This window comes from Streptomyces sp. NBC_01283, from assembly GCF_041435335.1.
In the GTDB taxonomy this organism is placed as follows: Bacteria; Actinomycetota; Actinomycetes; order Streptomycetales; family Streptomycetaceae; genus Streptomyces.
On record NZ_CP108430.1, the window covers coordinates 260,842 to 280,622 of the forward strand.

The following is a 19,781-nucleotide window of genomic DNA, read 5'->3' on the forward strand; positions in this document are numbered from 1 at the left end:
CAAGGACTTCGCATGACAGCCACGACCACACCTCCGGACACGTCCGCGCCGTACGCCGGGCTGAAAGCGCCGAGCACGGGCCGCAGACTGCTCACGGCACCGACCACCGGCCCCCTGGTCGCCCTCCTCCTGGCCTGTGCCTTCTTCTCCTTCTCGAACGACCAGTTCCTCACCGGCGGGAACTTCTCACTGATCGTGCAGCAGGTGATGGTCGTCGGCACCCTCGCCATCGGCCAGACCCTGATCATCCTCACGGCGGGCATCGACCTGTCGTGCGGTGCCGTGATGGCGTTCGGCAGCATCGTGATCGCCAAAATGGCCGCCGAGGGTTCCTTGCCCCCGCTCCTCGCCATCGCGCTCGGCATAGCCGTCTGCGGCGGATTCGGGCTGCTCAACGGGCTGTTGGTGCAGAAGATCCCGCTGCCGCCGTTCATCGTCACCCTCGGCATGCTCAACGTGGCGTTCGCGCTGACCCACATCTACTCCGAGGAGCAGACGATCAGCAGCCTGCCCGGGCCGCTGACCGCCCTCGGGCAGACCTTCCCCCTCGGCAACACCGACATCACCTACGGCTCCCTGCTCACCATCGCCCTGTTCCTCTTCCTCGCGTACGCGCTGAGCAGCACCAGTTGGGGCCGGCACGTGTACGCGCGGGGCAACAGCCAGGAAGCGGCGCGCCTCAACGGCATCCGCACCTCCCGCCTGACCATCGGCATCTACACCGTGGCAGGCCTCCTTTACGGCATCGCGGCCCTGCTGCTCATCTCCCGCACCGGAGTGGGCGACCCACAGGCCGGCCAGACCGACAACCTCGACAGCATCACCGCCGTGGTCCTCGGCGGCACCAGCCTCTTCGGCGGACGCGGATCGGTCCTGGGCACGTTCATCGGCGTCCTCATCGTCGGTGTGTTCCGCAACGGCCTGCAACTGATGGGCGTCGCCTCCACATACCAGACGCTGATCACCGGGGTCCTCGTGATCCTCGCGGTGACCGTCGACCAGATCTCCCGGAAGAAGACCCGATGACCGCCGCCTCCTCCCCCGTCCCCGTACTGCAGGCCCGCGGCCTGATCAAGCGCTACGGCCAGGTCACCGCGATCGACGGCGCCGACTTCGACCTGATGCCCGGCGAGGTGCTCGCCGTCATCGGCGACAACGGCGCCGGCAAAACCAGCCTGATCAAGGCGCTCACCGGCGCGGTGGTTCCCGATGCGGGCGAGATACGCCTCAACGGCGATCCCATCGCCTTCTCCGGCCCGCAGAGCGCACGCGCCCACGGCATCGAGACGGTCTATCAGGACCTCGCCGTTGCCGCCTCCATGGACATCGCCTCGAACATGTTCCTCGGGCGCGAGCTGCGCCGCCCCGGCGTCCTCGGCAGTGTCTTCCGGATGCTGGACAAGAAGCGCATGCGCCAGGAAGCCGCCGAGCACATGGCCGACCTGAAGATCGGTCTGCGCTCGCTCACGCAGTCGGTCGAGACCCTCTCAGGCGGACAGCGGCAGGCTGTCGCGGTCGCCCGTTCCGTCGCCTGGGCCAGCAGCGTCGTCGTCATGGACGAACCCACCGCAGCCCTCGGCGTCAAGGAGTCCGGCCAAGTCCTCGACCTCATCCACCGCGTTCGCGACAAGGGCATGCCGGTGGTCCTGATCAGCCACAACATGCCGCACGTCTTCGAGATCGCCGACCGGGTCCACGTCCACCGCCTTGGCCGGCGCGCAGCGGTGATCAAGCCCGCCGACTACTCCATGGCGGAGGTCGTCGCCATCATGACCGGCGCGCTCACACTCGACGCGTCCGGGGATACTGTCGTAGCGGATTCCGAGGCGGCAAAGGCCGCGGGAGTCCAGGCCAGCTGACCGGACAACTACAACGCTCACAGGTTCCGGCCGAGGCCGCGGCCGGAACCGACGCGCAAGGGGGCCATCTTCTCCATGGCAGCGAACCGCCGCCCAACGCTGGCAGACGTCGCCCGTGAAGTGGGCGTCAGCGCCAAGACCGTCTCCCGTGTCCTCAACGCGGACGGCCCCGCCTCGGCACAGACCAGGGAACAGGTGCTCGCCGCCGTCACCAAACTCGGCTTCCAGCCGAACCTGATGGCCCGTAACATCCGCGTCGGCGGACCCGACACCACTGTCGGCCTTGTCATCCCCGACCTCGCCAACCCCTTCTTCGGAGCCGTCGCCAGGACCATCGAGGACACCGTCCGGGACCGCGGCCTGACACTTCTCATGGGCTCCTCCGCGGACGACCCCGACCGTGAGCGCGCGCTGACAGACAAGTTCCTCGCCCGGCGCGTCAGCGTTCTGATGGTCGTGCCGTCGGTCGGCGCCGGCCACGCCCACCTCAAGACCCACCGTGCCACGGGCCTGCCGATCGTCTTCATCGACCGCCCGGGGGCAGGCCTGGCCACGGACAGCGTCGTCAGCTCCAACCGCACGGGCGCTCACGACGGAGTCGCCCACCTCATCGCCCACGGTCACCGGCGCATCGGCTTCATCGGTGACCTTCCCGCCAAGCTCTACACCCGCCGTGAACGTGTGGCGGGCTACCGCTCGGCCCTGCAGGAAGCCGATATCCCCTACGACCGCTCGCTCGTCCTCAACGCCCACGACCAGCGAGGGGCCGAAGCGGCGGTCGGACAATTGCTCGACCGGTCCGAACCCCCCACGGCCCTGTTCGCAGGCAACAACATCATGGCGCTGGGGATCGTCGCTGAACTCGCCCGGAGCGGACGCAAACACGTGGCGGTCGTCGCCTTCGACGACGTATCACTGGCTGATGCCCTCGAACCGGCCCTCACCGTCGTCGCCCAGGACCCCGAAGAAATCGGCAGAACAGCAGCCGTGACGGCCCTGGCCCGGCTCGACGGCGACCGCTCCCGTGCTCGCGCCGTCACCGTCCCCACCCGATTGATCGTCCGCGGATCGGGCGAGCAGCCCGTGGCGGCGGCCTGCACCTGAACGTCGCCCTGGCGAGCTTTCCGTTGACGGAGGCCAGCACGGGGCACAGCCATGGGGGTACAGCGTCGTCACTGCGTGAATCCGTTCTCGCAGGGCGAGGCTTGCCAGATTCGGGTTTCTACAGATGGCAAGCGCATCGCGCCAGCCGGGTGGCCCGGTGGCGTGCTTTCAAACGGGCAGCCGCCCCAATGCAACGGCCCGCCTCTCCTCAGCCAACCGTTGACGGAGGACAGCACTTCAGAGCCGAACAGTTCGCTCACGGGCCGCACCACTCGGTGCCGTTCCCTCGATAGCGTGTGGGTGCCCGGAACTGGGCTACCCCTGCTGCAGGCGAACTGGTCCGCGCCGATCGTCCAGTTGGCGCCTCCACGGTATGGGCGATCCTGAAAAGAGCCGGGATCGACCCGGCACCACGACGCTCGGGCCCCACCTGCGCACAGTTCCTGCGCAGCCAGACCTCCGAAATCCTCGCGGTGGACTTCTTCCACGTCGACACCGTGTTACTGCGGCGCCTGTACTGCATGGTGGTCATGGAAATCTGCACCCGGCGGGTGCACCTGATGGGCGTCACCGCCCGCCCGACCGGCCACTGGCCAGTCCAGCAGGCCCGTGGCCTTCTCATGGCACTGGACGACCGCGTTGACCGATTCAGGTTCCTGATCCGGGACGGCGCCGGGAGCTAGACCCACCCGGTCCGCTCACGCTGGAGCGGATGCTGTGCATGCGCCGCACCATGTTCGTCGTCCCCACCACGCTGGCCCCCGTCATCGAAGCCTCCACCGGACGGGCCATCGCCGCGAAGGAACGGGCGGCCTGCGCCGTGTACCTCCGCGCCGACGCCAGCTGGAGCCCGCAGCGGTACGCGGCGGTCGAAGCCGACGTCCTGGCTGCGCTCGCTGCCCGCGGCGAGGCCAGCGCATCCAACTTGCCGCCGACGTGCCCGCGCTGCGCGAGCAGGTGACCGTCTCACCCGGTAGGCCGTACGAGAGGCGGCAAGCGGTCTCTTCGCGGATCCTGCGGGTCCTGGCCGCCGAGGGCCGCATCCGCCGAGCCGCCCGAGCGGTGGCTTCAACTCCAACCAGTTCCGCTGGACGCCTTCCCCGCTCGCCGAAGCAGCCAAGGCGTGGGAGACGAGGGCGGCGAAGGTGGAGCTGGCACGCCGCTACCTGGCCGCCTTCGGCCCGGCCACCACCGAGGACCTCAAGTGGTGGACCGGCTGGACCCCCACCGACACCCGCAAAGCCCTCACCGCCACCGCATCCAGCGCCGCCGCGACCCGCCTCGTCAGTCGCTACGGCTCCCGGCTCCTGCTGAACACCGGACTGGCCGTCCTCCTGGCGTCGAGCGCCCTCGCCCTGCTCGTTACGGCCACCGGAAATCTCAACCGGGTGTGGGCCCTGGGCCTGGTCGGTATCGGCTTCCTCGGCCTCGGGCAGGTGTTCGCCACCGGCCCCGCACTCGCACGTGTACCGCACGCGGCAGGTACCGGCTCGGCAGTGCTCGGCACGCTGCAAAGCGTCCTCGGCGCGGCCGTCGCTCCCTTGATGGGCATCGCAGGCGGACACACCAGCATGCCGCTCTTCCTCGGCATGACCGGCTGCGCACTGATTGCCACGCTCGCGTTGTGGCTGACCAGACAAGAACCAGATCTGACACGGCAGAAGCGATAGCCGCACAAGGCTGCTGACAGCCGATCCAGTCTCATGAGACACCGCGCAGTCTGGAGAACGACGGCTATCGCACGATCGTCTTCGCCCGGCCGGGCGCGCCATACACAGGATCACCGCCCCGTGCGGGGTTGCGACCGTCCTGCAGGCGGACCTGTCGTGGAGTTCGGAGTGAACGCAAAGGATCGCGGGCTCTCAACAATCACTTACGTCTGCTGCCGTCGCTTCTCTCGCGATGGAGCCCGGTCCCCGTACCACTGCCCTCCGCCGGCTTGCGCTGGTGGAGGGCAGCTCTCGCGCGCGTGGGGGGAGCATCCTGTGGAGGCGGTATCAGGGGCAGGTGACCAGGATGACGGACAGAGCGGTGCACGTGACGGATGCGCTGTCGTTGGCCGGGTTGGAGTCGGTGGGTGCGGAGGTGGTGCGTGCTCCGGTGACCTTGACCTTGCCGAGGGTCAGCAGGTGCAGCGGGACGCGGAAGGTCTTGTTGACGCTCGCGTTGTCGGCGATCGCTCCGTAGCTGCAGGTCACTGTCGTGGCGGCGGCGGTGCATCCGGCGGGCAGGTTGGTGGCGGCAGCTCCCGGCGGCAGCTTCGCTGTGAGGGTGGCCGAGGTGACGGCGCTGGGGCCGGTGTTGTGGGCGGTGAGGGTGTAGGACAGGTAGGGCACCACGAGGCCCAGGTGCGGCTGAGCGGTGAGGTTCACGTCGATGTCAGCGGCCGCCGGTGGCGAAGCCGGTTTGAAGGCGATGCCGTAGGGGCTGTTGAATCCGCTGACTGTGGTCATGACGGTGTTGCTGCCGGTGTCGATCACCGAGATGGTGTCGCCGGACTGGTTGGTGGCGTAGGCAGTTGTGCCGGAGGGATTGACCTCGACCTTGGCCGGACTGTCGCCGACCGGGACTGTAGCGATCACGGCGTTGGCCGCCGTGTCGATCACTTTGACGTCGTCACTGCCTGCGTCGGTGACGTAGGCGCGCGTGCCGGACGGGTTGAACGCGACTCCGTTCGGGCTGGTCCCGACCCCGAGGGTGGCGGTGACCGTGTTGGTCGCGGTGTCGATGACCGAGACCGTGGTCCCGCCATTGTTGGTGACATACGCGCTGGTCCCAGATGGGCTGACCGCGATACCGGAGGGCTGGTCGCCCACCGGGACGGTGGCGGTCACCGTGTTGGTCGCCGTGCTGATGACCGAGACCGTGTCGTCACCGTTGTTCGTCACGTAGGCAGTGGTGCCCGCCGGGTTCACCGCCGCCCCGTTCGGGTCATTCCCGACCGCGACGGTGGCGCTGACCGTGTTGGTCGCGGACGCGATGACCGAGACGGTGCCGTCGGAGAGGTTCGTGACGTACGCGCGGGTCCCGGACGGGGTGAACGCCACGGTCAGCGGATTGCTGCCGACAGAGACGGTCGCGGTGACCGTGTCGGTTGCCGTGTCGAGCACCGAAACGGTGCCGTCGTCGAAATTGGCGACGTATGCCTGGGCGCTAGCCGGGTTGACCGCCACGCCGAGGGGATTGCTGCCGACATTGATGCTGCCGGTGACGGTGTTGGTGCTCGTGTCAACGACCGACACCGTGTCACCACCGAAATTGGAGACATACGCTTTCGCGCCGGCAACGGCGTGAGCGGGCTCGCTGAGCACCGCTACTCCCGTCAGTGCCAGAGCACCACTGGCAACAACGGAAACCAACCGCCGACCCCAGGAAGGCAAACGGCCGGGTCTGGTAGGTGCAGAACGCAAAGGACTTCCCCCTTCATCCACTCCGCACCCTGCCAGGCAGATCCGACGGACCTTCATGGACCGGCAGCGGTGCGGACACATACGCCCTGCCGCCTGCGGCTCACTCGCCCCGCAGGCAAACACGGCCCTACTCAGTGCGCGCCGCGCCCACGGCGGTTCCATCGCTCCCGGGACACGGCGACACACATGGCACGCACCACCGCGGTAGAAGCCAAGCCGCGGTAGCCCTACTCCGTCCTGGATACCGCAGAGCCGCATCCGGTGAAGTCACAGAAGCATCCCGCTCCTCCACTGGCTCCGGTACGGAACTCCGCAGTTGTCCGTATCTCGCCAGAAGCTGGCCATCCGCCGCCTTGACACCACTGCAACAGACGGCTGACAACAGCTCCCCTCCTCCCCCCATCGTGGCGACGGTGAAGCCGTTCTCGGTACGGCCGCGAACTCCGCCGGGCAAGCCCAGTTGGTCAGGGGCTGTCCGGGCCGTCCCTGTGGCTCCGAACGAGTGGACTCCTCGGTGTGGAATCCGCAGCGGAAGAGGCGTGGTGGGTCGGGGTGGTCATCTTCTTGCCGACCGGCCCCGACCGACCGGGCCGTCCCCGACTGTCCCCGACTGGATGAGGTACCCCGCATGAGACGTTCCCCCTCCCGCCGTCTACTCTGCGCCGCGCTGCTCGCCATGGCCGTATGGGCACCGACAGCAGCCGCTCCTGCCGCAGCCGTCGACGTGCCCGACAACGCCCGTCCCCACAACAACGACTGCTCGTCGGACGGGCTCGGGCGCAAGCTCACCGCCCGACTGGACAAGACCATCGACGACGTCGCCCCGAAGGCGGGGATCCCCGGTGTCGTCGTCGGGCTGTGGATGCCCGGCAAGGGCTGCTACGTCCGGGCGAAGGGGGTGGCCGACACGCACACCGGCGAACCCATGTCCGCCGACTCCTTCGTCCGGATCGGCAGCGAGACCAAGACCTTCACCGTAACGGCGCTGCTCAAACTGGTGCAGGAGGGCCGGATCGGGCTTGACGATCCGATCTCCAGGTACGTCAGAGGTGTGCCCAACGGCCATAAGATCACGCTGCGTCATCTTGCGGAGATGCGCAGCGGGCTGTTCCCGTACACCGCCGACCCCGGCTTCGTCCACGACCTGCTGAGCGACCCGCAGCGCACCTTCACCCCCCGGCAGTCCCTCGCGTACGGCTTCAAGCACAAGAACACCTTCGGGCCCGGCAAGAAGTTCCAGTACTCCAACTCCAATCTCGTCCTGCTCGGCCTGGTGATCGAGAAGGTGAGCGGGCATCGGCTGGCCGACTTCATCCACCACCGGGTGCTGCGCCCCGCGCACTTGCAGCGCACGCTCTTCCCGCAGGGCAACGAGTTTCCCCATCCGCACCCGCGCGGCTACACCGACCAGACGCTCAGCGGGGAGGTCGCCGACGCGACGCGCTGGAACCCAAGCTGGGCCTGGGCAGCCGGTGCGATGATCTCGGACCTGCACGACCTGCACCGGTGGGCCAAGGTCCTGGCCACCGGGGAACTCCTGAGCCCCAACGTCCAGGCGCAGCGACTCAAGACGCTGCCGACCGGCATCCCCGGCCTCAGTTACGGTCTGGGCATCTTCAAGACCAACGGGTGGATCGGGCACAACGGTTCCATTCCGGGGTACGAGACCGTGACGGTCTATCTGCCCGCAAAGAAGGCCACCCTCGTGATCATGATCAATACGGACATCACGAGCAAGGGCCAGGAGCCCTCCACCGTCCTCGCCCGGGCGATCACGGCGGTCGCCACTCCGGACAACGTCTACGACGGCTCGGTCACCCCTCGCTAGGGCTCGTCCGCTCGCCTGCCGACCAGTCACACCACGGGCAGGATGGCGCCCCCGGCAGCCGGCCGGGCCGGGGGCTGCCCCACCTACCGCCAGGACGACGGCCGTGTGCCCGCAGGGGATCGAAGATGCCGTCGGACGTCTACGTTCAGCGCGGAGTGTCGTGCCTCCCCAGCGCGACCTTGACTCCTTACTATCGCGCGTCGTCTCCTACAGAAAAATGGCTGCTCGCCCTCGCCGCCCGCAGGGTGCCCCGAGAGTGGGCGAGTTGGGCTTCCGCCCCACCGGCCATGTCCCGGCGGCGGAGCGGAGTGTTCCCGCCGCGCCGGCAACGACCGCAAGGTCGTCACTGTCCGGGGCGGTTGGGTGCCCGGCACCACCGTCCAGGAGGGCGACTTCGAGGACGGCGAGAGCAGGGAGAGAAAAGCGCGATGAACGGGGTGCTGTAGTGCGGGTCGAGCGGTGGATCGGGCCGGGGCTCAGGACTCCGGCCGGATCCACCGCTCGGACAGACGCAGCCCCGGTGGTAGCGGCTGCTGGGAGGTGGGATCAGTCCGGACCGGGGCCGAGCACCGTGCCGGGAAGGCCGAACCCGCCGCAAGGCCTCAGCGGATGGAGGTGACCCGCTTCTCCTTCAGTGCGGCACAGTTGGAGCCGTAGACGGAGACGTAAACGTTCTTGATGTTGCCGCCCCAGTCGACGCAGTGGCCCTTGCCGTAGACGGTGGCCGGCCCGGCGTAGGACGTGTAGTTGCCGGAGTCAGAGGCCCCCTGGTCGGTGTCGGCGACGTAGATCCACGTCCCCGTGTCCACGGCCGTTCCGGGCGTGCTGCGGATGGTGGCCACGCAGTTGCGGCCGGTGGAGGCGTTGTACGTCAGGTAGACGGTGCCCAGCGAGCCCACCGGTGCGGAGTTGACGGTCTTGTAGCTGCTTCCGCAGACCTTCTGCGGGGTAGTGTTCGCCGCCGCAGACGCCGGTGACGACAGGACCACCGTGGAGCCGGCCGCCAGCGCAGTCACTGCAGCTACGGACAACATGGCACGCTTAAGTTCCATATCTCCCCCTTGTGTCGCTTGAAGTGTTTCTTCCTGCTAGGTGTGACACGTCCGCTGGGGGAAGGGTTGTCCTGCGTTCTGCGGTGTGGCTGATAGCCGATTCATTGTCCGAAAACTGTGCCCCTGTATGCGCTTGGCAGGGTATAGATCGCACACGGACAGTGCCGATCGTGACGGTGGACTGGCCCTCCTCTGCCCACGCCAACTGCACGGCCGGGGGGCAGCGGCACTGGCTCGCCTCCGTCCAGGCCAAAGCCCACGCCTGATGCGGAACCTCACTGCCCACGGACGCAGCCAGGAGGTCGCCGCGCATCATGCCAGCGGTAAACGGCAGCTGGCGGGTCTGCCGCACGATCGGGTGACACCTGAACTGGCTTGCCCTGTGGGGCGGGTGGGGTCCTGACGAACTCGCCGGTCTGCAACGGCGGTTCGATGTGCCCCCGGGGCTCAGGCGAGTCGGCGCCGCAGGACAGTATCCTGCGCGCCGTGAACCGCCACGGCGACACCATGTTCAACGAGCTGCACCTGCGGCGGTTCGTGACAGAGTTGAACGCACTCCCGGAGCGGGAGAAGAACAGCGCGGTGCAAACGCTCATCACAGCGGCCGAGTTCGCGATCGCCTCCTTCGGCTACCTGCACTTCGTCGGGGAGCCCACACGTGCCTGAGGGCACGAGCCACTGAGAACCCCCGAGCCTCGTGCTCTCCCACAGCGACTGGACCCTCACCTCGGCCGCAAGGCCGACCAGCCTTGCGCCGTCGGTGGTGCGGCCAATCTGATCCCTTCGGGACGCTCCGCCATCACCCCTCGCGGGTGGCGCACGGTCGGGCCCGTTGCGGCTAGATGGAGGCGTAACGACCGGAGGGAATCTCAATGACGAAGACAAACCGCCTGCGCGACCGGCGGGGCGGAGGTGAAGACCCGGTTGTCGCGCAAGAGTGCCCACAGGACGCCGGCCCGCCGAGGGGCGAGAGCGATGGCGGCCTGGACGTGTTTGCAGCCCTCGCCACACTTCTTGAGGTAAAGGTCCCGGTTCGGGCCCTCCCGCATCATGCTGGTCTGCGCGGACATGAAAAGCACCCGTCGCAGACGGCGGCCAAAGCGCTTCGGGCCGTGCAAGCTACCGCTCCGGCGGCCGGAGCCACGGGAGGCCGGCACCAGCCCGGCCGCGGAGGCCAGGTGGCCGGCGTCTGCGTAGGGCGTGAGATCTCCCGCGGCCACGACGAACTCGGCCCCGAGGATCGGTCCCATGCAGGGCGGGGACTCAATGATCTCTGCCTGCGGGTAGGCCCGGAGCGCCTCGCTGATCTGTTTGTCCATGCGCTTGAGCCGGTCGTCCAGGGCCAGGATTTGGGTGGCCAGGTCGGCCACGATCAGCGCGGCGACGTCCTCGCCGGGCAGCGACGGCTGCTGAGCCTGAGCAGCATCCACGGCAATGGCCGCGACCGCGTCGGCACCCCGGACCCTGCGGTTGGCCAGCCGGGCAGTGAGCCGGGCCCGGCCGCGGCGTCGGATGACAGCCGGAGTCTCGTAGCCCGCGAGCAGGACGAGCGCGCCCCTCTGCGAGCTGTAGTCGAAGGCGCGCTCCAGGGCGGGGAAGATGCCCGTCAGGACATCCCGCAGGCGGTTGATCATCCGCACCCGGTCGGCCACCAGGCCGCTGCGGTGGGCAGTCAGCACGACCCCGAGGAGGAGCGGGAACAGATTCCCGAGAGGCCCGCCGTCCCTACGGGAGCCCCGGGGTGAGGCGCAGCGGGCTCGTCGCGGTGACGGCCGGGCTGCTCGCCGCGCGAGGCGTGTACGGCTGCATCGTCGTCCTGTCGCTCCTCCTGGCCCTGGAGGACCACCCACCGCCGGCATTCGCGGCCGCCCTGCTCCTCGCGGCCACGCTCACCGGCATCGCAGCCGCCGAGGCCTTCGCCTCGCTGATCGGGCAGGAGGTGGAGCGCGGCCGTCCGCCCACGCGGGGCGAGTGGAGGCGGACGGTTGCCGAGCGTTCCCTGGCGTTGTCGGCGGCGGTCGCGCCCGTCCTGTTCTTCGTACTCGCCGGCTTCGGATTCTTCGCCGAGCGCCTGGCCTTCACGCTTTCCCGCTGGGTCACGCTGATCCTGCTGTTCGTGTTCTGCTGCGCGGCGCGCGCCGTGTCCGGGCGTACGCCTACCAATGCCCTGCTGACCGGGGTCGCCGCGGCCGCGCTCGGCATTCTGCTCGCCAACTTCAAGTCCCTGACCCACGGTTAGTGGGTGTCTGAGAAGCCCCGTTCAGGGCTGGGTTCTTGCCGCTGTGCGGTGTAGTAGCAGCATGACTGTCGCCAGGTAGATCGCGTTCTCCTGGCTGCTCGCCAGGTACTCGTAGTCCTTGGAGAGCCGTCGGTATCGGCCCAGCCAGGCGAAACTCCGCTCGATGACCCACCGGCGCGGGACCACTGTGAACATCGGCACCACGCGCGGCGCCGCGTCGGCTTTGGCCCAGGTGCGCCGGAACCCACCGTGCTTCCGTTGCACGATCTGGATGGTGATCCCGGTCGCGGTCGCTGACGTTCGCAGGGCTGACACAGACCGCCAGGACCAGGCCGAGCGTGTCGACGAGGAGGTGGCGCTTGATGCCCAGCACCTTCTTGCCGCCGTCGTATCCGTGCCGGCCGCCGCGTTCGGTGGCCTTGACGCTCTGGCTGCCCACCACTCCGGCGCTCGGGGTGGGTTCACGGCCCTGGCCAGTACATTCCCTGGCTCGCAGTGCGGCGAGGATCTCTTCCCAGCGGCCCTCGATCCGCCACTACCGCCGGTAGTGGTAGATGGTCTGGTACGGCGGGAAGTCGTGCGGCAACAGTCGCCACGCACAGCCGGCCCGCATCCAGGAGGCCAGGGCGTCGATGATCTCGCGGCGGGGGTGCTTCGACGGTCTCCCGCCCGGTTTGGGCGGCGGCACAAGCGGTGCCAGCACCGCCCACTCCACGTCGGACAGGTCGGTCGGATACGCGCGCCGCTCCCCGGCCATCTCGGCCTCCATTCAGCGCAGGGACTATCAACTCGCCTGCCCTGACCGGGGCTTCTCAGACACCCACTAGACGCCACCGTGCGGCAACGACGAAGGCGTACGACCGAGGAAGTCATGTGCGGTACGCGTGAAGTGAGCCTGGTCGGCGAAGCCAGCGGTGGCTGCTGCCAGCGCGGCGGTTGAATCCGGAAGGTCGGCGACCGCCGTGCGGAGCCGGCCCCATCGGCGCAGGCGGGCGAGCGGGATGCCGACGTCCTGTCGGACAAGGGCGCGCAACCGCGGGGCCGACAGGCCGACCTCTGGGGCGATGGAGGTGATGGGCATGTCCGGATCGTGCACCGTGCACAGGTGGAGGGCATGATCGAGCCTCGGGTCGAGCGGGGAGGGCCGCCCGGCAAGTACTCGTAGCTCGGTGTATCCGGCCGCCAGGTCCACGCAGGTGGCGGGCCCGTCGGAACCGGTGGTACCCAGCGCAGCGAGCAGACGGCCAACTTCGCCTGTGTCCAGCCGAATCGGCTTCGAGTGTGAGGGCAGCAACCAGGGATCGATGAACAAGGCGACGTAGGGAGCGGTCGCCGCACAGCTGTGGGCCAGCTGAGGCGGGACGATCAGCCCGGGCGCTGCCAGCATGGGCTGCCCTGGTCTCAGGAGTTCAGCGTGCCCGCCGATGGGCAGCACGGCTTTCCACGCCGGCAGCCGGTGAAAGCTGACGCGGAAGGGGCGGGACTCGGCGAACATCGTTGCCTCGGCACTGCGGGCGAAGACGAGGCGGCGATCGTTTTGTTCAAGTGCCCAGGCACTGGGTGGACGGATCATCGTGCCATGCACGCTATCGCTGCCATCGTCTTGGCGATGTTCCTGTCCGTCACGGGAGTCATGCATTTCCTGGCCCCCGACTACTTCCGCACTCTGGTGCCCGCGTGGTTCGGCCGCGAGCAGCTCCTTGTGGCCGTCAGCGGGGCTGCGGAGGTCGTGGTGGGTGGGCTGGTGCTGGTCACGTCCACCAGAGCGGCCGGGGGCTGGGCCGCCGCCATCCTGATCACCTGTTATCTGGTGTCCCACCTGGACGCGTTACGACGCGCGCGGCCGGATCGGCCCCGGCTGCTGGAGCGGCCGGCCGGAGCGGTGGCGCGGCTTGTGGTGAACGTGCTGTACATCGCCTGGGCGGTTGCCGTGGCCCGCTCCGCGGCCTGACGCCGAAGCCTGGACCTATCCACCGAGGTGGCGCCGAAACCGCCCGTCAGCACAGGGAAAGTCGTGCCATGGGTCATCGACTCGTCGTCGTGGGCGCCGGCTACGCCGGCCTGCCGGCGCCTCGCCCGCGCGCCGCGCCGCGCCGCACTGATGTGACCGGCACTCCAATCAACGCCTCGGACCGGTTGGTGGAACGGGTCCGGCTCCACCAACTCGCCGCCGGGCAGCCAGGAGTGGAACGACCGTTGCGGCCACAGCTCAGCGGTTTATCGGTTGAGCTGGTCGTTGGCCGCGTGACGCGGTCGATACCACCGGCTGGATCGCGTGCGCCGGCGCGCAGTACCTCACTGACGGTTCAGGCTGTCCGCCAACTCCAGCCGAGATGGTCGCCCGGTGTCCGGACGGTGGGCGTCCCGCGTCCGGCAGATGAGGCACAGGAGTTTCTTGCGGCCAACGGTTTCATCAGAGCGGGCCAGTCGGGGCGACCTTCGAGAACGAGCGGCCCGCTGACGGGGGCCGCCCCGATTCCGGGAGGTTCTGATGCATTCCGCGAATAGCATCCCGCCCACGGCGCTCGCCGCCGACGTCCGACTCGCCCCCGCCTACTAGGTTCACTTCGAGGGGCTAGGCCCGTACGTCACCGGCCTGTTGGCCGGGTGCACAAGCGCAGGAAGGTGACAGGCCCCTGTGTTGGTCAGGTCAGGTGCCGCTCGACCTGCTGCGGCATGCCCCACAAGACCGGCCCGCCCACAGCACGCCTGATCGACGAGACACGCACACTCGACTCCGTGGCCCACCTGTAGATCCCGCAGGAACCGGGCATGTTCCTCACCCTGCATCAGCTCGACACGACGCTTGACCGGAACGCATCGCACGGAGTTCGCCGTTGATGCAAGGGAGCTACCGGATCAGGGGAAGGAGCTGGCCATTTTGTCAGGGGGACGAAGCGCGCGCGCAAGAAGCCAGTACGCCCCGGCGGCTCCGCCCGGCTCGTTGTCCCCTCTTCGTGACAGGAGCAGCGGCCGGTTGTCGATAGGCAGGTCGGAACGTTTTTTCGCTCTTCCATTCAGAGCAGCCTTACATTATGCAGTTTTAGACCGAATCCGAAAGCAGTGCCGCGAATACCGACCGCGGTTGATTTTACATATTATGCAATTTCCCTCGGTGCCCTTGTCATGCCATGCGGTGATGCACGTAGCTAGGTGCTGCATCCGCATTCCCGCCCGGGTTCCAGATGAGCCTCGGGCCGGCCGGCAGCAGACCGGGACCCCCCGTGTGCTGTCGACCAGGGATGCGGACGTCAATCCTCTATCTGAGGAGCGGTCATGAAGAAGGCTTACGAAGCGCCGACGCTGGTCCGGCTCGGGACGTTCCGCAAGAAGACCGGGCTGCTGCAGCGGTCCGGGAACGACCGGCTCATCCTGAGCAAGAACTGACGACGGACGGTTTCTGACCTGACGTCATGACTGAACTGCACGAGAGTGCGGGGACGGGCCCCGGCGACGCGCACTTTGCGGTCTTCAACGACCGTGAGGACGCAGCCGCCGTGGCCCGCTCCTTCGCCCACGCCGGGACACGAATCCTCCAGCACGCCTCGGGCCGGCCATGGCTGGTAGGGCAATGGGACGACCAGGAGGTCGTCACCGGGTATGCCGGCAGCGCGGCGCTCGCTGTCATCGGCTGCTGCCCGATCAGTGCCGCCGAACTGGAGCGGCGCGCAGGGCGGCTGCGCCACCTCGCCGAGCTTGACGCACTGGCCCACTCCCTTCCCGGTAGCTTCCACCTCGTCGCCTCCCTCGATGGGCAACTCAGGGTTCAGGGCACCGCGTCCGGGCTGCGCCTCGTCTTCCATGCCGCCGTGGACGGCGTGCCGGTGGCCGCCACCCGCGCCGACCTGCTCGCAAACGCGCTGGGTGCCGCGCCCGACGAACAGCAGTTGGCGGTACGACTGCTGTGGCCGGTTCCCTATCCGCTGTTCGAAACGTCTCTCTGGCGTGGTGTCACCGCTGTCCCGCCACAGGACGCGCTGATCGTCGCCGCGAACGGTCGAACCGTACGCCACTCGCAGTGGTGGGCCCCGCCGGAGCCGGTCCGTACGCTCGCCGACGGCGCACCGCTGGTCCGCGAGGCCCTCACCGCGGCCGTCGACGCCCGCACCCGCCGAGGCGGCGTGGTGAGCTGCGACCTGTCCGGCGGCCTGGACTCCACCTCCATCTGCTTCCTGGCCGACCGGTCCCCCGCCAAGGTGGTGGCCAGCACCTGGCCGGGGCGCGATCCCGCCGACACCGATCTGTACTGGGCCAAGCAGGCGACGAAGCATCTGCCGGACGTCGAGCATGTGGTCTGGGACGCGGACGCCTCCCCGCTGGTCTACGACGATCTCCTCAGCATCGACGACCTGCTCGACGAGCCCACCATCGGTGTCATGGACCGTTCGCGGGTCCTCCATCATCTGCCCGGCATGGCGGAGCGGGGCAGCAGACTGCACCTGACCGGCATCGGGGGCGACCATGTGGCGTGGTGCTCCGAGGCGTACTACCACCGGCTGGCGCGCACACGTCCGCTGTTCGCGCTGCGACAGTTGCGCGGCTTTCGGGCGTTGTGGCAGTGGCCGCTGGGCGCCACCGTCCGGGCGCTGGCCGACTCACGGCCGTATGGGAGGTGGCTCGCCGATTCCAGCGGTCGGCTGCGCGACCCCGCCCCTGCCACGGTCGCCACCAGCCTCGGCTGGGGCATGCCGCCCCGCCTCTTCGACTGGGTCACGCCCGACGCGCAACGGCTGGCGCAGCGAGCCCTGAGGGAGGCGGCCGCGACGGTCACGCCGCTGCACCCGGACCGTGGCCTGCACGCCGACCTGGAGGCAATCCGCTCGTGCACGCGCATCATCCGCCAGTGGGATCGCATGGCCTCCCGCGCCGGCGTGCCCATGGCCTCGCCGTTCCTCGACGACCGCGTCATCGAGACGTGCCTCGCTATCCGGCCGGACGAACGCGTCACGCCCTGGGCGTACAAGCCCGTCCTCACCACCGCGATGCGCGGCATCGTGCCCCAGACATGTCTGCGGCGCACCACCAAGGCCGCAGCCGCCATGGACGCCGCCGACGGGCTGCGTCGGCACCGCGCCGACCTGTTGTCCCTGTGGGAGAACTCCAGGCTGGAGCAGCTGGGCCTGGTCGACGGCCGCGCGCTGCGGCGCCTCGCTCAGCGGCCCTCCGCTCCTGGGCTGCGCGACGCGATCCTCTACTCCACCATCGCCGCCGAAGTGTGGCTGCGCGGCCTCTCCCCCACCCGCACCCGCTAGATCCGCCACCGGAGAAAGGCAGTCACTCACCATGGCATTGCGGTTCGGCCCCGATGTCTCCACCGCGGAGACCGATTACGGAACAGTTCTCCTGGACCAGCGCAGCGGCGACTACTGGGAGCTCAACCCCACCGGCACCCTGGTGGTGAATACCCTCCTCGACGGTGGCGAGGAAGGGGCGGCCGTCGAAGCGCTCGTCACGGAGTTCGACATCGACCGGGCCCGCGCGGAGCAGGACGTCACAGCTCTCGTGCGGGAACTGCGGGAGTCGGGGCTGGCCTCATGACGACACCGAGCGCCTTGGTGCGGCCCACAGGCGTCCCCTTCACCCGGCGGTTGGCCGCCCGCCTCGTGCTGCTTCCCGCCGTCGTCCTCTCGTTGCTGTCCCCGCGCCGGATCCGCGTGGTCCTTGGCATCGTGCGTCGCGGAGCCGCGCCGGCCACCGCCGCGCAGGCGAAGAACGCCCGGGACGCGGTGTGCGCGATCAGCCTGCTCTGCGCCGGTCCGAAAGGCTGCCTGCCCCGCTCGCTGGCCGCCGCCCTGCTGTGCCGGCTGACGGGCAGTTGGCCCACATGGTGCACCGGGGCAAGCGTGGTGCCACCCTTCAACGCTCACGCCTGGATCGAGGCGGAGGGACGGCCCATCGACGAAGACGTACCCGACGACTACTTCGCGCGGCTGCTCGCGGTGGGACCGACGGACACGAACCGGCCTCCCCGCCCATGACCGACCTGCAGGCAAAGACACCGCCGGACCGCTCGACACGGGCCGCGGTGGCCACCATGTACCGGCTCACCACCGGGCACCGGGCCTCCATCGTCGTGGCCACCGTGCTCACTCTCGTGGCCTCGGTCCTTGGGCTCGCTCAGCCTCTCGTCGCCAAGCAGATCGTGGACGCGGGCGACCACGGACGGGCATTCTGGCCACTTCTGCTGCTCCTCACCGTGCTGTTCATCGTCGAGGCAGCCACCGGCGCCGTCGGCCGCTTCGTCCTGGAACGCATGGGCGAGAGAGTCGTACGCCAGCTCCGTCACGGCCTGGTCGCGCGACTGCTACGGCTGGAGATGCGGGAGTACGACCGCCACCGCACCGGCGATCTGATCTCCCGCGTGACCGCCGACACCACCCTGCTCAGGGAGGTGGTCTCCCAGGCTCTCGTCGACCTCGTCACGGGAGCCCTCGTCGCAGCCGGTGCGATTGCCTTGATGATGTGGATCGATCCGCTGCTGCTTGTCCTGGTCGCCCTGACCGTGACGATCGCCGCCGCGGTCGTGGCCTCACTGCTGAAGGGCATCCGCGCCGCCTCCGAGCACATGCAGAACTCCGTCGGCGCAATCGCCGCCGATCTTGAACGCGCGCTCGGCGCTCTGCCGATGGTCCGCGTCCACAGGGCCGAGGACCGCGAAGCACAGCGCGTCGGCGAGCGCATCGAATCCGCTCACGACGCGGGCGTGCGGACCGCGAAACTCGCATCGGTGATGAGCCCGGCGGTCGAGCTCGCGGTCCAGGGTTCCTTCTTGCTCGTCCTGGTCATCGGCGGCTTGCGCGTCACCGGCCACGCCAACTCCCTCGGCGACCTCGTCGCCTTCCTGCTGTACGCCTCCTACCTCGTCCTGCCGCTGTCCTCGGTCTTCCGCGCGGTGGGCCTGATCCAGCGCGGCATGGGCGCCTACCAGCGCATCGAACAGGCCCTGAACCTGCCCGCGGAGCCCGCACACCCCGGGCGGCGGACACTACGGACGCCTCCTTGCGAGGCGGCTCGGCAAGCCGCTTCGTGCGAGGAGCCCGCTCTCGCACTGCGGGACCTCACCTTCGGCTACGACCCCGATCGCCCAGTCCTGGGCGGCGTCACCTTCTCGGTCCCCGACCGGAGCCAGACGGCTCTGGTCGGCCGGTCGGGTGCCGGAAAGAGCACGATCTTCGCTCTGGTGGCCAGGTTCTACGAACCGGACTCCGGGGTCCTCCTCTTCGACGGGCAGCCCGCCACTGAACTGACCCGCGCGGAATGCCGCGAGCGGATCGCCGTCGTCGATCAGAACACCCATGTCGTCCACGGCACCCTGCGCGACAACATCACCTACGCCGTGCCCCACGCCGCCGAGGCCGAAGTGCGGCGCGTCATCGAACTAGCCCAGCTCGACGATGTTGTACGACGGTTGCGGGGCGGCCTGTCTGGCATGCTCAGCGACCGCGGCAACACCCTCTCGGGAGGCGAGCGCCAGCGCATCGCACTTGCCCGTGCCCTGCTCGCCCGTCCTCGACTCCTCCTGCTCGACGAGCCCACCTCCCACCTCGACGCCATCAACGAGACCGCGCTCACCACAGTGATGAAGGACGTCGCGCAGGAATGCGCCCTGCTCGTGATCGCACACCGGCTCTCCACCGTCCAGCACGCCGACCAGATCGTCGTACTCGACCACGGCCGCGCCACCGCCGGCGCAGGCCACGAGGAACTGCTCACCAACAATCCGATCTATCGCGAACTGGCAGCCGGGCAAATGCTCCGCCCCGCCGCCGTCCGGCCTCAACCGCACACGAGACTCTGAAAAGAGCCTTTTGTCACGGTGAGGCTGTTTGGTGCTCACACCCGAGACGCTCCCCGGGCCTCCCCTCGGCATCCTGCCCGACACCGCATACCCCACCACCCGCCTCACCCTCACGCACGCCCGCCCGCCGGAAGCATCCTTCTGCACACAGACGGCCTCACCGACGCCCCCGACACCGACCCCGACGACGCCCTCCACCGTCTGCACACGGCCCTGAAGGCCACCGCACAGCAGCCCCACGCCCTCGCTCTGCACCACATCACCGCCACCCGCTTGGCCACCCTCACCCCCCCCCCACGACGACTCCGCCCTCCTCCTGGCACACCGCACCCACACATGACTCCCCGCCCCAACTCCAGGACGTGGGCACAACACCCGTCGCTCCCAAGTGACTCCCGCTGTTGACCCGCTCGAAGTGGTTGAAAAGATCCACGCCCGTTGCGGCTCCGCAGGTCCGTGCCGGTGAGGCTGCCCCTCCCAAGGAGTTACAC

17 protein-coding genes and 3 pseudogenes are annotated in these 19,781 nt (G+C 68.8%); 15 read left to right on the forward strand and 5 right to left on the reverse strand.

What is annotated here, in order from left to right; translation table 11 throughout:
• Window positions 1–12 precede the first annotated feature (12 nt).
• The 6 genes and pseudogenes from OG302_RS00945 to OG302_RS00970 form a co-directional block, all read left to right on the forward strand.
• Window positions 13–1,026: an ABC transporter permease gene (locus OG302_RS00945; RefSeq protein WP_371524854.1), complete on the forward strand. Its 1,014-nt coding sequence runs from the start codon at window positions 13–15 to the stop codon at window positions 1,024–1,026.
• Window positions 1,023–1,859, forward strand: a complete 837-nt coding sequence (locus OG302_RS00950) for an ATP-binding cassette domain-containing protein (RefSeq protein WP_371524856.1) — start codon at window positions 1,023–1,025, stop codon at window positions 1,857–1,859. Before OG302_RS00945 ends, OG302_RS00950 begins: the two co-directional genes overlap by 4 nt.
• 75 nt (window positions 1,860–1,934) lie before the next feature.
• The gene (locus OG302_RS00955) at window positions 1,935–2,963 is read left to right on the forward strand and encodes a LacI family DNA-binding transcriptional regulator (RefSeq protein ID WP_371524858.1); all 1,029 of its coding nucleotides are present in this window, start codon (window positions 1,935–1,937) and stop codon (window positions 2,961–2,963) included.
• A 296-nt stretch (window positions 2,964–3,259) separates the two neighbouring features.
• Window positions 3,260–3,646: a hypothetical protein gene (locus tag OG302_RS00960; protein WP_371524860.1), complete on the forward strand. Its 387-nt coding sequence runs from the start codon at window positions 3,260–3,262 to the stop codon at window positions 3,644–3,646.
• Between the two features lie 38 nt (window positions 3,647–3,684).
• Entirely contained in the window at window positions 3,685–3,924 is a 240-nt protein-coding gene (locus OG302_RS00965; RefSeq protein ID WP_371524862.1) for a DNA glycosylase AlkZ-like family protein, read from the forward strand.
• 178 nt (window positions 3,925–4,102) lie between these two features.
• Window positions 4,103–4,633: pseudogene (locus OG302_RS00970) on the forward strand (DNA glycosylase AlkZ-like family protein); the annotation flags it as partial.
• A 327-nt stretch (window positions 4,634–4,960) separates the two neighbouring features.
• Here the strand turns inward: OG302_RS00970 and OG302_RS00975 are convergent.
• Window positions 4,961–6,430 (reverse strand): beta-propeller fold lactonase family protein, encoded by a 1,470-nt coding sequence (locus OG302_RS00975; RefSeq protein ID WP_371749987.1) that lies wholly within the window; start codon window positions 6,428–6,430, stop codon window positions 4,961–4,963.
• Between the two features lie 571 nt (window positions 6,431–7,001).
• Here OG302_RS00975 and OG302_RS00980 point away from each other — a divergent pair.
• Entirely contained in the window at window positions 7,002–8,201 is a 1,200-nt protein-coding gene (locus OG302_RS00980; RefSeq protein ID WP_371524864.1) for a serine hydrolase domain-containing protein, read from the forward strand.
• 602 nt (window positions 8,202–8,803) lie between these two features.
• Here the strand turns inward: OG302_RS00980 and OG302_RS00985 are convergent.
• Window positions 8,804–9,253: a spore-associated protein gene (locus OG302_RS00985; protein ID WP_371524866.1), complete on the reverse strand. Its 450-nt coding sequence runs from the start codon at window positions 9,251–9,253 to the stop codon at window positions 8,804–8,806.
• 486 nt (window positions 9,254–9,739) lie between these two features.
• On the opposite strand from OG302_RS00985, the gene OG302_RS00990 reads away from it, so the two are divergent.
• Window positions 9,740–9,919 carry a hypothetical protein gene (locus OG302_RS00990; protein ID WP_371524868.1) on the forward strand — a complete coding sequence of 60 codons (180 nt, stop codon included), beginning with the start codon at window positions 9,740–9,742 and terminating at the stop codon, window positions 9,917–9,919.
• Between the two features lie 203 nt (window positions 9,920–10,122).
• On the opposite strand, the pseudogene OG302_RS00995 reads toward OG302_RS00990, so the two are convergent.
• A pseudogene (locus tag OG302_RS00995) lies at window positions 10,123–10,932 on the reverse strand (transposase); the annotation flags it as partial.
• A 62-nt stretch (window positions 10,933–10,994) separates the two neighbouring features.
• On the opposite strand from OG302_RS00995, the gene OG302_RS01000 reads away from it, so the two are divergent.
• Complete coding sequence (locus OG302_RS01000; RefSeq protein ID WP_371524870.1) at window positions 10,995–11,492, forward strand: hypothetical protein; 498 nt, start codon at window positions 10,995–10,997, stop codon at window positions 11,490–11,492.
• A gap of 21 nt (window positions 11,493–11,513) precedes the next feature.
• Here OG302_RS01000 and OG302_RS01005 read toward each other — a convergent pair.
• Both OG302_RS01005 and OG302_RS01010 read right to left on the reverse strand, forming a co-directional pair.
• Window positions 11,514–12,249: pseudogene (locus OG302_RS01005) on the reverse strand (IS5 family transposase).
• A gap of 66 nt (window positions 12,250–12,315) precedes the next feature.
• Window positions 12,316–13,065, reverse strand: a complete 750-nt coding sequence (locus OG302_RS01010; protein ID WP_371524871.1) for a helix-turn-helix domain-containing protein — start codon at window positions 13,063–13,065, stop codon at window positions 12,316–12,318.
• A 6-nt stretch (window positions 13,066–13,071) separates the two neighbouring features.
• Between OG302_RS01010 and OG302_RS01015 the strand changes: the two genes are divergently transcribed.
• From OG302_RS01015 to OG302_RS01040, 6 genes are all read left to right on the forward strand, one after another.
• Window positions 13,072–13,443 (forward strand): hypothetical protein, encoded by a 372-nt coding sequence (locus OG302_RS01015; RefSeq protein WP_371524872.1) that lies wholly within the window; start codon window positions 13,072–13,074, stop codon window positions 13,441–13,443.
• 1,325 nt (window positions 13,444–14,768) lie between these two features.
• Complete coding sequence (locus OG302_RS01020; protein ID WP_107473153.1) at window positions 14,769–14,879, forward strand: keywimysin-related RiPP; 111 nt, start codon at window positions 14,769–14,771, stop codon at window positions 14,877–14,879.
• Between the two features lie 26 nt (window positions 14,880–14,905).
• Window positions 14,906–16,744, forward strand: coding sequence for a lasso peptide isopeptide bond-forming cyclase (locus OG302_RS01025; RefSeq protein WP_371524874.1), 1,839 nt, complete (start codon window positions 14,906–14,908; stop codon window positions 16,742–16,744).
• 31 nt (window positions 16,745–16,775) lie between these two features.
• On the forward strand, window positions 16,776–17,030 hold the full coding sequence (locus OG302_RS01030) for a lasso peptide biosynthesis PqqD family chaperone (protein WP_371524875.1): 255 nt from the start codon (window positions 16,776–16,778) through the stop codon (window positions 17,028–17,030).
• Window positions 17,027–17,470 carry a lasso peptide biosynthesis B2 protein gene (locus tag OG302_RS01035; protein WP_371524876.1) on the forward strand — a complete coding sequence of 148 codons (444 nt, stop codon included), beginning with the start codon at window positions 17,027–17,029 and terminating at the stop codon, window positions 17,468–17,470. Before OG302_RS01030 ends, OG302_RS01035 begins: the two co-directional genes overlap by 4 nt.
• A complete protein-coding gene (locus OG302_RS01040; protein ID WP_371524877.1) occupies window positions 17,467–19,290 on the forward strand; it encodes an ABC transporter ATP-binding protein in 1,824 nt (607 codons plus the stop codon). The genes OG302_RS01035 and OG302_RS01040 overlap by 4 nt, the downstream gene beginning before the upstream one ends.
• Window positions 19,291–19,781 lie beyond the last annotated feature (491 nt).